Here is a 13,560-nt window from a genome sequence, read left to right as displayed (position 1 = left end):
ATCAGGAGAACACAATGACCGTATTTGAAAGTAAAAAGTGGTTATTGGCTGCGGGTCTTGCGACCAGCGTCATTGCCGCTCCGGCATTTGCTGCTAAAGATGTTGTTGTCGCCGTCGCATCCAACTTCACCACGCTTGACCCGTATGATGCTAACGACACTCTTTCTCAGGCAGTGGCGAAATCGTTTTATCAGGGGCTATTTGGCCTGGATAAAGAGATGAAACTGCAAAATGTGCTGGCTGAAAGCTACACCGTTTCTGATGATGGGCTGGTTTACACCATCAAGTTGCAGCCAGGCGTTAAATTCCAGGATGGCACCGATTTCAACGCCGAGGCGGTGAAAGTAAACCTGGATCGCGCCAGTAATCCTGAAAATCACCTCAAGCGCTATAACCTGTACAAGGCGATTGCTAAAACCGAAGCGGTAGATGCCAACACGGTAAGAATCACGCTCAAACAGCCGTTCTCGGCGTTTATTAATATTCTGGCCCATCCGGCAACGGCGATGATTTCCCCGGCAGCACTGAAAAAATACGGCAAAGAGATTGGTTTCCATCCGGTAGGCACCGGCCCGTATCAGCTGGAAACCTGGAACCAGACTGACTTTGTGAAAGTGAAGAAATTCGCCGGTTACTGGAAACAAGGCCTGCCTAAACTGGATTCGATCACCTGGCGTCCGGTGGTGGATAACAACACTCGTGCGGCAATGCTACAAACCGGCGAAGCCCAGTTTGCGTTCCCGATTCCTTACGAACAGGCCGGAGTGCTTGAGAAAAACGACAAGCTGGAACTGGTAGCTTCGCCGTCTATCATGCAGCGCTACCTCAGCATGAACGTCACGCAAAAACCGTTTGATAACCCAAAAGTACGTGAAGCTATCAACTACGCAATTAACCGCCAGGCGTTGGTGAAAGTGGCGTTTGCCGGTTATGCGACACCAGCAGAAGGTGTTGTGCCGCCGTCTATCGACTTCGCACAAAAATACAAGCCGTGGCCATATGATCCGGCGAAAGCGCGTGAATTACTAAAAGAAGCGGGTTATCCGAATGGTTTCGAAACCACGTTGTGGTCATCGCATAACCACAGTACGGCGCAAAAAGTGTTGCAGTTCACTCAGCAGCAACTGGCCCAGGTCGGGATCAAAGTGAAAGTCACGGCGATGGATGCCGGGCAGCGTGCCGCAGAAGTGGAGGCCAAAGGGCAAAAAGAGAGCGGTGTAAGAATGTTCTACACCGGTTGGTCGGCATCGACAGGTGAAGCAGATTGGGCGTTGTCGCCACTGTTTGCATCATCTAACTGGCCCCCAACATTGTTCAACACTGCGTTCTACAGCAATCCGCAGGTTGATAAAGACCTGGTTGAAGCGCTGAAAACAACTAACCGTGATGAGAAAGCGAAACTGTACAAAGACGCACAGGACACCATCTGGAAAGAATCTCCGTGGGTGCCGTTGGTGGTCGAAAAACTGGTTTCCGCGCACAGTAAAAACCTAAGCGGTTTTTATGTGATGCCAGATACCGGGTTTAGTTTTGATAACGCGGATTTGAAATAAGGTGATGGATATTACCCTAACCCTCTCCCTAAGGGAGAGGGTTAGGGCGAGGGTGTTTAAAGAAGATGTTTAACTATTTTCTCAAACGTCTGCTGGGTCTGATTCCTACACTGCTTATCGTCGCGGTGCTGGTGTTTCTGTTCGTCCACATGTTGCCCGGTGATCCGGCGCGGTTGATTGCAGGGCCGGAGGCCGATGCCAGTGTTATTGAAATGGTGCGCAAACAGCTTGGGCTGGATTTACCACTGTGGCAGCAGTTCTGGCATTTTATCAGCAACGTTGTGCAGGGCGACTTCGGCACCTCAATGGTGTCACGCCGTCCAGTTTCTGAAGAGATAGCCAGCCGCTTTATGCCTACGTTGTGGCTGACGCTGACCAGCATGATTTGGGCGGTTATCTTCGGCTTGTTCACCGGGATCATTTCCGCAGTCTGGCGCAACCGCTGGCCGGACAGATTAAGCATGACGATTGCCGTTTCCGGTATTTCTTTCCCGGCCTTTGCGTTGGGAATGTTGCTGATGCAGATTTTCTCAGTGGAACTGGGCTGGCTTCCCACCGTGGGTGCTGACACCTGGCAACATTACATCTTACCTTCGGTAACGCTTGGTGCAGCTGTAGCCGCAGTGATGGCACGCTTTACGCGAGCCTCGTTTGTTGATGTGCTGCAAGAGGATTACATGCGCACTGCGCGTGCCAAAGGGGTGAGCGAAACGCTGATAGTGATAAAACACGGGCTGCGTAACGCAATGATCCCAGTTGTCACCATGATGGGATTGCAGTTTGGTTTTTTACTCGGTGGCTCAATTGTCGTCGAAAAAGTATTTAACTGGCCGGGGCTTGGGCGCTTGCTGGTGGATTCAGTCGAAATGCGCGACTATCCGGTCATTCAGGCGGAAGTCTTGCTGTTCTCGCTGGAATTTATTGTTATCAACTTAGTGGTGGATTTGCTGTACGCCGCCATTAACCCGGCCATCAGGTACAAGTAAGGATGCGACTCTTTAACTGGCGACGCCAGGCGGTACTGAATGCGATGCCGATTGTTCGGCCAAACCAGGTGCGCACTCCGTGGCACGAGTTTCTGCGCCGCTTACGCAAGCAACCGGTGGCGATGTTCGCTGGGACATTCGTGTTATTCCTGATTGTCATCGCGCTGGTTGCACCATGGATATCCCCGTTTGATGCCGAAAACTATTTTGATTACGACCGTCTTAACGATGGTCCATCAATGCTGCATTGGTTTGGTGTCGATTCGCTAGGGCGCGATATTTTTAGTCGCGTGCTGGTTGGTGCGCAAATATCGCTAGCAGCAGGTGTATTTTCGGTACTAATCGGCGCACTGATTGGCACCTTTTTCGGCTTGCTGGCGGGTTATTACGAAGGCTGGTGGGATCGCGCAATTATGCGAATTTGCGATGTGCTGTTCGCTTTCCCTGGCATTTTGCTGGCTATTGCTGTGGTCGCGGTGATGGGGAGCGGTATGTCGAATGTGATTATCGCCGTTGCCATATTTAGTATCCCGGCATTTGCCCGCCTGGTGCGTGGCAATACGCTAGTACTGAAACATCAAACCTTTATTGAATCTGCCCGCAGTATCGGTGCTTCTGATGCGACAATTATCTTTCGCCATATCCTACCGGGGACAGTTTCCTCGATAGTAGTCTATTTCACCATGCGTATTGGCACGTCGATAATCTCGGCCGCCAGCCTTTCGTTTTTGGGTTTAGGTGCGCAGCCACCAACGCCGGAGTGGGGGGCGATGCTCAACGAAGCACGAGCTGACATGGTGATTGCACCACATGTGGCAATCTTCCCAAGTCTGGCAATCTTCCTGACGGTGCTGGCGTTTAATTTGCTGGGTGATGGCTTGCGGGATGCGTTGGATCCGAAGATAAAAGGGTAGGGATGTTTTGCACCCTCACAGAGGAAGAGGGTGCAAATTGTAGAACTTAAACCACGCAACCCCACAGATCATATTCGTCCGCGTTTTCAACTTTCACGCGTACCACATCACCAGGTTTGAGTTTGGTTTCGCCGTTCAAATACACAGCTCCGTCGATTTCCGGAGCGTCAGCCATACTGCGGCCAATCGCGCCTTCTTCGTCAACTTCATCAACAATAACCAGAATTTCTCGGCCCACTTTTTCTTGCAGACGTTCAGCAGAAATCTGCTGTTGCAGTTGCATGAAACGGTTCCAACGTTCTTCTTTCACCTCTTCCGACACAGGGTCTGGCAGTTCGTTGGCTGTTGCACCGTCAACTGGGCTGAACTTGAAGCAGCCAACGCGATCAAGACGTGCTTCTTTCAGGAAGTCGAGCAGCATCTGGAAGTCTTCTTCGGTTTCGCCTGGGAAGCCAACAATGAAGGTTGAACGCAAAGTCAGATCCGGGCAGATCTCGCGCCATTGCTTAATGCGCTGCAACTGGCGGTCAACGCTGCCTGGGCGCTTCATCAATTTCAGAATGCGTGGGCTGGCGTGTTGCAAAGGGATATCCAGGTACGGCAGGATTTTGCCTTCTGCCATCAATGGAATCACATCATCAACGTGCGGATACGGGTAAACATAGTGCAGACGCGTCCACACGCCGAGTTTAGCCAGTTGTTCGCACAGGCTCACCATGCTGGTTTTCACCGGCTCACCGTTGTAGAAACCGGTGCGGTGTTTAACGTCCACACCGTAAGCGGAGGTATCTTGAGAGATAACCAGCAGCTCTTTCACGCCTGCATCGACCAGACGTTTAGCTTCTGACAGCACATCGCCAATTGGGCGGCTGTCGAGATCACCACGCATGGAAGGAATGATGCAGAAAGTGCAACGATGGTTACAGCCTTCGGAAATTTTCAGGTACGCATAGTGACGCGGAGTCAGCTTCACACCTTGTTCCGGCACCAGGCTCAGGAATGGGTTGTGTTTAGGTTTTGGCACATAGTGGTGAACGTGCTGCAAAACTTGCTCGTAGCTATGCGGGCCGGTGATTTCCAGAACTTTAGGATGCACTTCACGGATTTGATCTTCTTTGGCCCCTAAACAGCCGGTGACAATCACTTTACCATTTTCATTCAGCGCTTCGCCGATCGCTTCGAGCGACTCTTGTACGGCACTGTCGATAAAGCCACAGGTGTTAACGATAACCATATCGGCATCATCATAGCTAGGCACTACATCGTAACCTTCGGTGCGCAGCTCAGTCAGGATTCGTTCAGAATCAACGAGGTTTTTTGGGCAGCCGAGGGAGACAAAGCCAATACGGGGTTGTTGCATACAGGTCACGCTCACAAAGTAAACAGAAAATAAAAACCGAGCGATTCTACACGGGTTTGTGGCAAGGCTCTACAGGTTGTTTTTTTAAAGCGTCTGGCGAGCAAATTCGGACTAATGGAAGCGCCTTCCTTTTGCTTACCTGCGATGCTCGCTTTATTATCTTCCCGCTTTGTATATACATAACGTCCCGCTCAAAGAGAGAACCGCATTATGCGCAAGATTTTAACCCTTTCCGGGATGCTAACGGGTGTCCTTTTATTGTCAGCCTGCAATGTAATTCCTACGCCACTCAACACACCTCCTGCGACCGCGCAAAAATTTGTCTGTGGTAGCAGCGATAAGCTCGCGATAGACGGTGATTATGCCTGGCTTAATGGCAACCGTTACTCCTACCAGAATATGATCGGTGGGCAGGCGTTTTATCGCTATCACAGCAGCAACTTCGGTCTGAAAAAAGTCGGGGAAAATCGCACGTTGATGATGGGTCTTGATGCTAAACCTTGTAAAGCGGTGCAATAATTAATGAAATCGCCACGTCACCTGACGCGCCTGAGTACCTTGCTGCTCGGTTTTATGCTGACGGGGTGTGGAACGCTGTCAAATGTCGCGCCCGAGGCCGAAGTGCCGCAAAAGGCGCAGCGTGTGTGCGGTGACCCCGCAAGTCGTAATATTGATCAATGGCTGCCAACCATGGTTGAACAGCAGTCGCCCGCGATGGTGGTTGGGGTTATTGGCGCTAATAACCAACGTCACTACTGGCATTTTGGTATGACTGATGCCGAACACCCTATTCCAGTCGACGAACATACGCTTTTTGCCGTGGGCTCGCTCAGTAAAGGCATGACCGCCGAGGCAACAGCGGTGTTAGTGGCGCAAGGGCGTTTGCACTGGTCAGATACGCTCGAAACCTTGCTGCCGCCGTCGGTTGCATTAAGCGATGACGCTAAAAAAATTACTTTGCTCCAACTGGTTACGCATACCTCTGGCTTGCCACGGCAGAACATGGATTTGCCAATGCTGACCGCGTTTGTGCGCTATCTGGGTAACGGCGAGAATTTCTACTCCCATCTCGACAGCGACAATGTGGTTGCCGACCTGGCTGATTTTTCGAAACCATCCCGCGATGAGCCACGCTATTCGAACCTGGGTTTTGCCGTGCTGGATTATGTTCTGCGTTATCAAACCGGGCAGCGTGCTGATCAACTGGTTGAGTCGTTAATCTTTAATCCTCTGGATATGCGGAACAGCAGTTTTACCCCGCAAAAGTTGAAAAGTTATCCGCAACGCGCCATCGGCCATGCGGGCAGCCAGCCAAAATTTATTCCTCGTGGGCAAGTGGTGCCTGACTGGCAGTTCACCGGCAATATGATCGGGGCGGGTGGCTTGTACACTGACACCGCCGATTTGCTGACCTTTGCCGCCGCACATCTTGATGGCAGCGGCGATGCCACGCTGGATAAAGCAATTCACGATACGATGCAAATCTATTATCCCCGTGACAAAGAAGCGGCCAATATTGCCTGGGTGACGGATACTTATGGCGAGCAATCCATCACTTATCAGGTGGGGTATATTGGCGGATACTCCAGTTACATTGGTATTGACCGCGTGAATCATTTTGCCGTCGTGGTTTTGCAAAACAGCTTCACCTGGCAAAATAATCTTGGGCACAGTGTGTTACGCCAAATGCTCGAGGAACAGCGTCAATCCGCCACTTGCCGTGTAATTACCGCTGCGTAAGACCTTGTTTCTCAGGAAGTGTTAGCAATTGTAAAACTTTTTGCTGTGGATCAAAAAAATCAGCGAAAAAGCCTATTCAGCTTAAAATTTATCCATACTATAAGTGTGTGTAATGATTCAAACCACACGGAGGGTAAATGTATGACTGGGGAGCCAATCAAACGCGATCTCTTGAAAAAGATGATTATCGCCAAAATAGACGTAGCCGCTTATCTTGCCCTGAGAAAAGCCAAAGGCTATATGTCTGTCGTTGAAACTGAGCATTTACGCGATAACTTGTTCGATTTATCCAATGAGTATCACGAGAAGTCTCTACGTCTCAGGTCCCACCTCGCAGCACAAGAAATGGAGAATATTAACCAGGGAATGAATGCAGTGTGTTCTGCAGCCGTTTGTTTGATGACCGGGCGTCACGATTGCCCGCAATATATCGCTGTCGATGCTGAAAAACTCGATAACTGCTTGTCAGAGCTTTCCACCAGCCTGAAAAGTCTTATGGACAACCCGCTGGCTGTAGAAACCTGATGATTTTTGGGGGAGAGGACTCCCCCAACTTAAGCTTTTGTAAAATTGCCAACCTTCAATTCCTGGAAGACTAACCTTATCGGGTATATCCGATAAGGAGAAGGTATGCCACGGTCGTTACTGCATTCACTCATCGCCCCGTCGTTATTAGTTTGGGCAAACGTTAGTCTGGCCGCCGAGGTCAAAGTCGATGTGCTGCAAAGCAAACTTGCTAATCCCTGGTCTTTGGCATTTTTACCGGATAATCAGGGCATGCTTATCACGCTGCGTGATGGTCAATTGCGCCGTTGGCAGACTGGCGAAGGTTTAGGCGAGCCGATAGTCGGCGTGCCTAAGGTCTGGGCGCATGGGCAGGGGGGATTGTTGGACGTAGTACTGGCTCCGGATTTTGGAAAAAGCCGTCGCGTCTGGCTAAGTTTTGCCGAAGCTACCAGTGATGATGACAAAGCGGGCTTGGCAGTAGGATACGGCACATTAAGCAGCAACATGCAGCAGTTGGAAAGCTTCAAAGTGGTTTTCCGCCAGACGCCAAAACTCTCGACGGGTAATCATTTCGGTGGGCGTATGGCCTTTGATGGCAAAGGCTATTTGTTCATCGCACTGGGTGAAAATAACCAACGCTCAACCGCGCAGGATTTAGATAAACTCCAGGGAAAACTCGTACGCCTGACACAAAATGGTGGCATACCACCAGATAACCCGTTTGTCGGTAAACAAGGGGCGAGAAGCGAAATCTGGTCTTATGGGCATCGCAATCCACAAGGTCTTGCGTTTAACCCAACCAATGGCGAACTGTGGCTCAATGAGCATGGCCCGCGTGGCGGCGATGAAATCAACGTACCAAAGCCTGGCAAAAACTACGGCTGGCCGCTCGCAACATGGGGTATTAATTACAGCGGTTTGCCTATTCCTGAAGCGAAAGGTGAAATCGTTGCGGGCACCGAACAGCCGATTTATTACTGGAAAGTATCCCCAGCGGTGAGCGGTATGGCGTTCTATAACGCAGACAAATTCCCACAATGGAAGGGGAAGTTGTTCATCGGCGCGTTGAAGGAGAAAAACCTGATTGAGCTGACACTGGACGGCGAAAAAGTCACAGAACAAAAACGTTTACTGGACGACCGTGGCGAGCGTATTCGTGATGTGCGAGTCGGCCCGGACGGCTATCTTTATGTCCTGACCGACGAATCTGACGGGCAATTACTGAAAATTAGCCCATCAGCTTAATGCGTTAACTTAGTGGGATCATAACCACTTTCTTGAACGCCGGTCGTTGGGTCAATTGTTGATACCAGCGCTGCAAATTAGGGAAATCATTCCATTGGATATCGAGATTTAGAAGGTTGTAAATGCTCGGGCCAAGCGCAATATCTCCTGTGCCAAATTCGTCACCACCTAGCCACGGTTGTTTCGCAAGTCCGGCATCAACCATGGCAAATAAGGTATTGCACTGAGCAATGCTGTCAGTAATCAACTTTGCATCTCGTTGTTCAGGTGGAGTGCGTACCAGACTGAAAAATACGCCGCGATGCGGGCCTGCAAGCGCTGTACCTGCCCAGTCCATCCATTTTTCACCGCGTGCGCGTGCGGCAGGTTCTGCAACCCAGAGTGAGTCTTTGCCATACTGAGCTGCCAGATAACGCACAATGGTATTGGATTCCCAAAGTGTCAGACTGGTGGCGTCGTCATGAATGCACGGCACCAGTGCGTTTGGGTTCATCGCCAGATATTCTGCATCATGCGTTTTACCAAATTTGCCGCCAGCCGGGATGGAGTGATACGCCAGGCCTAACTCTTCCAGGCACCACAGTACTTTCTTCACATTCGTTGAATTGTCTCTGCCCCAAACTGTGATCATTTTGTTTCCTCATTGTTAGTTTGCACTTCAGTATGCCGTGCGCTGGCGAAGAAAACAGCACGTGAGTTCAACGGCAGGTAAAAAACTCGTCAACGTGGCGGCACGCGACGCATTTATCGAATAAACTTAAAAAACTTTACCAATGCTTTGTTTCTTTAAGCGGATTCACACGTTAGCTTACTGGCAACTTGATGATTAAGTAACGGCGTGCGTCGTGACTTTTATAGAATGGATACTGGGTGGTGTTATGAAAACTTTGCAAATCCCTGCTTCGCTACGAGCATTACTGGCAGGTACGACCCTGCTTTTGGTGGCCGCACCTGCGGTTAGTGCAGAACAGACTGCTGATGCACCACAAGTTGATGCTAAAGCCTGGATCTTAATGGATTACGCCAGCGGCAAAGTGTTGGCGGAAGGGAATGCCGATCTTCAATTGGATCCTGCTAGTCTGACTAAGCTTATGACCAGCTATGTGGTTGGCCAGGCTATCAAGGCTGATAAAATCAAGCTTACCGATATGGTCACTATCGGTAAAGATGCCTGGGCCACCGGTAACCCTGCATTGCGCGGTTCGTCGCTGATGTTCCTCAAACCGGGCGATAAAGTCTCGGTGGAAGATTTGAATAAAGGCGTGATCATTCAGTCAGGTAACGATGCCAGTATTGCTATTGCTGATTATGTCGCAGGTAGCCAGGATTCGTTCGTCAGCCTGATGAACAACTATGCGCAAAAGCTCAATCTCACCAACACCACCTTTAAAACCGTACATGGCCTTGATGCGCCGGGTCAGTTCAGTACCGCGCGTGATATGGCGTTGCTGGGCCAGGCGTTGATTCATGATGTGCCAGAAGAGTACGCCATCCACAAAGAGAAAGAATTCACCTTTAACAACATTAAGCAGCCGAACCGTAACCGCTTGCTGTGGAGTTCAAATCTTAACGTTGATGGTATGAAAACAGGCACCACCACCGGCGCAGGCTACAACCTTGTTGCATCGGCAACTTCCGGTGACATGCGCTTGATTTCTGTCGTGCTGGGCACCAAAACTGATCGTATTCGCTTCAATGAAAGTGAAAAACTGCTGACGTGGGGTTTCCGCTTCTTCGAAACCGTCACGCCAATTAAACCTGACGCCACCTTTGTGACGCAACGTGTGTGGTTTGGGGACACCAGCGAAGTGAACCTCGGTGCCGGTGAAGGTGGCTCGGTCACTATTCCTCGTGGCCAGTTGAAAAACCTGAAGGCGAGCTTCACTCTAACTCAGCCACAACTTACCGCACCGCTGAAAAAAGGCCAGGTTGTCGGGACTATCGACTTCCAGCTTAACGGTAAATCAATCGAACAGCGCCCGCTGATGGTCATGCAGGCAGTGGAGGAGGGTGGATTCTTTAGCCGGATGTGGGACTACGTGTTGATGAAGTTTCATGGCTGGTTCGGTAGCTGGTTCGCTTAATACCCTTCATATTTTGAGTTTCAGAGGTGTGGGCTATACGCCCTCACCTCTTGTTGCCAACCTGCATGCTCAAAATATTTTGGGTATCGTCAACAATTACCACTCTATTTGAATACTCTCCGACGTGGCGTAGTCAATAAAGGCCGCGTCGGGTTGTTCATTGCTGATTATCAAATCAAAAGCAGAAAGTGGCCCCATACAGGCCGAGCGCACTTTGCCAAACTTGCTGCTATCCACCACCAACACACGCTGCTGTGCCATCTCTAATGCCCAGTGTTTTACCGGCAATTCGTCCAGATTAAAACAGGTCGCCCCGTGACGGGTATGAATGCCTGCCGCCGAGAAAAAGGCTATATCCGGGCAGAAGTTGTTCAGGCATTCCTGGAAATTTATAGGTTTGAAAATCGCATTGCTGGCGTGAAATTCGCCGCCGCTTAAAATAACCCGACAGCCGGGTTTATCTTGCAACGCCAGAAAAGTGTTTAACGAGTAACATACTCCGGTAAATTCCAGTCCATCATCCAGCGCTTCAATGATGTAGGGCGTTGTGGTTCCGCAGTCAAAAAATATTGTTTGATGGGGGCGAACCAATGCTGCAGCCAGGCGCGCAGCATGGCGTTTTTCTTCAACACGACGGGTTTTTTGATCGCTTAAAAGATAGTGGTTGGCGGTCACGCTACGGGGTTCAAGTACAACATATCCCCCCAATAACACGACGGGCCCAGGCTCACTGCTGAGGTCACGGCGTATAGTCATTTCAGAGACGCCCAGCAAAGCAGACGCCTCTTTAAGATGAATTTTGTCGCTGCGTTTAAGCGCCTGAATCAGGCGATTGATGCGTTCGTCGCGCCGGGTTTCCATGTAAGCAGCTAAACCTTTGTTATTCCCCCGCCAGATGCGAGGGTTTGAGTGAGAGCGTTAATTAACGCATCTTACCTTTGCTCAAAGGCTTAGTCACGCACCCAGCCTTTACGGATGGGGAGGGCAAAACAGAAACGATAAACCTGATGCATTCGCAGGTAAATCTGTGCGCCGAATAGATTCCATACCATTTGTGCCAGCAGACAAGAACACAGACCTACGAGCAAACCGCCGAGCATATCCAGCGGCCAGTGCACACCAAGATAAACGCGTGACCACGCAATCGCACAGGCAATAGAAAATAATACAACTCCCGACCACACGCGATGCCAGAATAAAAACGCCAGCGCGAAGGTGAAAATTACAGTGCCGTGATCGCTTGGGAAGGAGTCGTCCGGCGCGTGATGCAGGAAGTTATAGCCAAAACCAGTCACAAACGGTCTGTCATGCGGGAACAGATGGCCGATTATCCACGACAACGACACGCTGATGATAATCGCCAGAGTGGTCTTAATCACCATTGCACGCTGGGCGGTCATTTGGCGGCGTTGCCCCCACAGCCAAAGAATGACTATCAACAGTGGCACGATGCTAATCAAATCTTTAGCGGTAAAAATAGCGAGCTTAATCAGCCACTCCGGAGAGGTGGGAGTAGCGTTAATCAGCAGGAAAAGTGTCTGATTGAGCTGTTCTAACATAACGATTTTTGTTCCTTAACCAGCCATATGGAGACAATGCTGTACACCCCAATTTGGGAGAACCCTGGACGCGCCAAACCACAAACCCACAGAATGGCGAACTGTGAAAGATAAAGCCGTATCGGTAAGTGATAAAGCAGCTTTGTCTTATTTGTCATGGGATTGTTCAAACAGCACGGGCTTATTCGATCAACATCTATCGGAAAGAATACGTAGAGGATATTAAGAAAACCTTAAACAACAGAACAATCGGCGATGTGTTACCAATAATTCACTATCTACAGCGCGGGCAATTTATTACACTTTGCGCGTTTTCTTATCTCTCGAGTTACTAATGCAAAATAATAAGCGACTAGGTCGCCAGGCACTGCTATTCCCGCTGTGTCTGGTGCTCTATGAATTTTCTACGTACATCGGCAATGACATGATCCAGCCGGGCATGCTGGCGGTTGTCGAACAGTACAACGCGGGAATCGAATGGGTGCCAACGTCCATGACCGCATACCTGGCGGGTGGCATGTTTTTGCAGTGGTTGCTGGGGCCGTTGTCAGACCGAATTGGCCGCCGTCCAGTGATGCTGACCGGGGTTGTGTGGTTTATCGTCACCTGTCTGGCGACATTGCTTGCGCAAAACATTGAACAATTCACCATCCTGCGTTTCTTGCAGGGCGTGAGCCTGTGCTTTATTGGTGCGGTGGGATACGCGGCGATTCAGGAATCTTTCGAAGAAGCGGTGTGTATTAAAATCACGGCGCTGATGGCGAACGTCGCGCTGATCGCGCCATTGCTAGGCCCATTAGTGGGTGCTGCCTGGATTCACTACGCGCCGTGGGAAACGATGTTTGTGCTGTTTGCCGCCCTTGCGGCGTTTTCGTTCTACGGCCTGCATCGAGCCATGCCGGAAACGGCTACGCGTTTGGGCGAAAAGCTTTCGCTGCGTGATTTAGGCCATGACTACAAACTGGTGCTGAAAAACGGCCGCTTTGTTGCCGGTGCGCTGGCAATTGGTTTTGTCAGCCTGCCTTTACTGGCGTGGATTGCGCAATCGCCGATTATCATCATCAGCGGTGAAAAGCTGTCGACCTACGAGTACGGTTTACTACAGGTTCCTATCTTTGGTGCGCTGATCATCGGCAACCTGGTGCTGGCGCGTTTAACCTCACGTCGTAGCGTGCGTTCACTGATTATCCTTGGCGGCTGGTGGATTGTACCGGGTCTGGCGGTTGCGGCTGTCGCGACGGTTGCCTCATCTCATGCTTATTTGTGGATGACTGCCGGTTTGAGCATTTACGCCTTCGGTATTGGCCTTGCCAACGCAGGCCTGGTGCGTTTGACGCTGTTTGCCAGCGACATGAGCAAAGGCACGGTATCTGCTGCGATGGGGATGTTGCAGATGTTTATCTTCACGGTGGGTATCGAAATAAGCAAACACGCTTACCTGTTAGGTGGTAACGGTTTGTTCAGTCTGCTGAACTTGCTGGGCGGCGTTATCTGGCTAGGTTTGATGTTTATGTTTTTGAAAGATAAGACCGTGGGTAACAGAACCGATATTTAGCTTTATTGTTGATAAAAAAATACCCCGGCATGCCGGGGTATTTTGTTTTTGCGGATG

The 13,560-nt window shown here is 50.3% G+C and carries 13 protein-coding genes; 9 read left to right on the top strand and 4 right to left on the bottom strand.

Annotation, left to right across the window (positions count from 1 at the left end):
• Positions 1 to 14: 14 nt before the first annotated feature.
• The 3 genes from gsiB to gsiD all read left to right on the top strand — a co-directional run bounded on the left by gsiB (position 15) and on the right by gsiD (position 3,453).
• Entirely contained in the window at positions 15 to 1,553 is a 1,539-nt protein-coding gene (gsiB, locus tag FH968_RS13000; protein ID WP_139880155.1) for a glutathione ABC transporter substrate-binding protein GsiB, read from the top strand.
• Positions 1,554 to 1,618: 65 nt separating this feature from the next.
• Positions 1,619 to 2,539: a glutathione ABC transporter permease GsiC gene (gene gsiC, locus FH968_RS12995; RefSeq protein ID WP_139880153.1), complete on the top strand. Its 921-nt coding sequence runs from the start codon at positions 1,619 to 1,621 to the stop codon at positions 2,537 to 2,539.
• 2 nt (positions 2,540 to 2,541) lie between these two features.
• Positions 2,542 to 3,453 carry a glutathione ABC transporter permease GsiD gene (gene gsiD / locus FH968_RS12990; protein WP_139880151.1) on the top strand — a complete coding sequence of 304 codons (912 nt, stop codon included), beginning with the start codon at positions 2,542 to 2,544 and terminating at the stop codon, positions 3,451 to 3,453.
• Between the two features lie 46 nt (positions 3,454 to 3,499).
• On the opposite strand, the gene rimO is transcribed toward gsiD, so the two are convergent.
• The gene (gene rimO / locus FH968_RS12985; protein WP_139880149.1) at positions 3,500 to 4,813 is read right to left on the bottom strand and encodes a 30S ribosomal protein S12 methylthiotransferase RimO; all 1,314 of its coding nucleotides are present in this window, start codon (positions 4,811 to 4,813) and stop codon (positions 3,500 to 3,502) included.
• A 210-nt stretch (positions 4,814 to 5,023) separates the two neighbouring features.
• On the opposite strand from rimO, the gene FH968_RS12980 reads away from it, so the two are divergent.
• The 4 genes from FH968_RS12980 to FH968_RS12965 all read left to right on the top strand — a co-directional run bounded on the left by FH968_RS12980 (position 5,024) and on the right by FH968_RS12965 (position 8,305).
• Positions 5,024 to 5,332 carry a hypothetical protein gene (locus FH968_RS12980; protein WP_139880147.1) on the top strand — a complete coding sequence of 103 codons (309 nt, stop codon included), beginning with the start codon at positions 5,024 to 5,026 and terminating at the stop codon, positions 5,330 to 5,332.
• A gap of 3 nt (positions 5,333 to 5,335) precedes the next feature.
• Entirely contained in the window at positions 5,336 to 6,553 is a 1,218-nt protein-coding gene (locus tag FH968_RS12975) for a serine hydrolase (RefSeq protein WP_189389116.1), read from the top strand.
• Between the two features lie 141 nt (positions 6,554 to 6,694).
• Entirely contained in the window at positions 6,695 to 7,078 is a 384-nt protein-coding gene (locus tag FH968_RS12970; RefSeq protein WP_139880145.1) for a biofilm formation regulator BssR, read from the top strand.
• 105 nt (positions 7,079 to 7,183) lie between these two features.
• Positions 7,184 to 8,305, top strand: coding sequence for a PQQ-dependent sugar dehydrogenase (locus tag FH968_RS12965; RefSeq protein WP_139880143.1), 1,122 nt, complete (start codon positions 7,184 to 7,186; stop codon positions 8,303 to 8,305).
• Positions 8,306 to 8,309: 4 nt separating this feature from the next.
• On the opposite strand, the gene FH968_RS12960 is transcribed toward FH968_RS12965, so the two are convergent.
• Positions 8,310 to 8,936, bottom strand: coding sequence for a glutathione S-transferase family protein (locus FH968_RS12960; RefSeq protein ID WP_139880141.1), 627 nt, complete (start codon positions 8,934 to 8,936; stop codon positions 8,310 to 8,312).
• A 247-nt stretch (positions 8,937 to 9,183) separates the two neighbouring features.
• On the opposite strand from FH968_RS12960, the gene dacC reads away from it, so the two are divergent.
• Entirely contained in the window at positions 9,184 to 10,389 is a 1,206-nt protein-coding gene (gene dacC, locus FH968_RS12955) for a serine-type D-Ala-D-Ala carboxypeptidase (protein WP_139880139.1), read from the top strand.
• Positions 10,390 to 10,485: 96 nt separating this feature from the next.
• Here the strand turns inward: dacC and deoR are convergent, their stop codons facing one another.
• Positions 10,486 to 11,250, bottom strand: a complete 765-nt coding sequence (gene deoR / locus FH968_RS12950; protein WP_139880137.1) for a DNA-binding transcriptional repressor DeoR — start codon at positions 11,248 to 11,250, stop codon at positions 10,486 to 10,488.
• 89 nt (positions 11,251 to 11,339) lie between these two features.
• Positions 11,340 to 11,948 carry an undecaprenyl-diphosphate phosphatase gene (ybjG, locus tag FH968_RS12945; RefSeq protein WP_139880135.1) on the bottom strand — a complete coding sequence of 203 codons (609 nt, stop codon included), beginning with the start codon at positions 11,946 to 11,948 and terminating at the stop codon, positions 11,340 to 11,342.
• Positions 11,949 to 12,282: 334 nt separating this feature from the next.
• Between ybjG and FH968_RS12940 the strand changes: the two genes are divergently transcribed.
• The gene (locus tag FH968_RS12940) at positions 12,283 to 13,503 is read left to right on the top strand and encodes an MFS transporter (protein ID WP_139880133.1); all 1,221 of its coding nucleotides are present in this window, start codon (positions 12,283 to 12,285) and stop codon (positions 13,501 to 13,503) included.
• Positions 13,504 to 13,560: the final 57 nt, after the last annotated feature.

The organism is Buttiauxella sp. B2 (assembly GCF_006376615.1).
GTDB lineage: Bacteria > Pseudomonadota > Gammaproteobacteria > Enterobacterales > Enterobacteriaceae > Buttiauxella.
This window is presented reverse-complemented; position numbering and strand designations above follow the sequence as displayed.

Coding starts and splice junctions, on each gene's coding strand:
- gsiB (WP_139880155.1), top strand. CDS start 15: ATGACCGTATTTGAAAGTAAAAAGTGGTTATTGGCTGCGGGTCTTGCG.
- gsiC (WP_139880153.1), top strand. CDS start 1,619: ATGTTTAACTATTTTCTCAAACGTCTGCTGGGTCTGATTCCTACACTG.
- gsiD (WP_139880151.1), top strand. CDS start 2,542: ATGCGACTCTTTAACTGGCGACGCCAGGCGGTACTGAATGCGATGCCG.
- rimO (WP_139880149.1), bottom strand. CDS start 4,813: ATGCAACAACCCCGTATTGGCTTTGTCTCCCTCGGCTGCCCAAAAAAC.
- FH968_RS12980 (WP_139880147.1), top strand. CDS start 5,024: ATGCGCAAGATTTTAACCCTTTCCGGGATGCTAACGGGTGTCCTTTTA.
- FH968_RS12975 (WP_189389116.1), top strand. CDS start 5,336: ATGAAATCGCCACGTCACCTGACGCGCCTGAGTACCTTGCTGCTCGGT.
- FH968_RS12970 (WP_139880145.1), top strand. CDS start 6,695: ATGACTGGGGAGCCAATCAAACGCGATCTCTTGAAAAAGATGATTATC.
- FH968_RS12965 (WP_139880143.1), top strand. CDS start 7,184: ATGCCACGGTCGTTACTGCATTCACTCATCGCCCCGTCGTTATTAGTT.
- FH968_RS12960 (WP_139880141.1), bottom strand. CDS start 8,936: ATGATCACAGTTTGGGGCAGAGACAATTCAACGAATGTGAAGAAAGTA.
- dacC (WP_139880139.1), top strand. CDS start 9,184: ATGAAAACTTTGCAAATCCCTGCTTCGCTACGAGCATTACTGGCAGGT.
- deoR (WP_139880137.1), bottom strand. CDS start 11,250: ATGGAAACCCGGCGCGACGAACGCATCAATCGCCTGATTCAGGCGCTT.
- ybjG (WP_139880135.1), bottom strand. CDS start 11,948: ATGTTAGAACAGCTCAATCAGACACTTTTCCTGCTGATTAACGCTACT.
- FH968_RS12940 (WP_139880133.1), top strand. CDS start 12,283: ATGCAAAATAATAAGCGACTAGGTCGCCAGGCACTGCTATTCCCGCTG.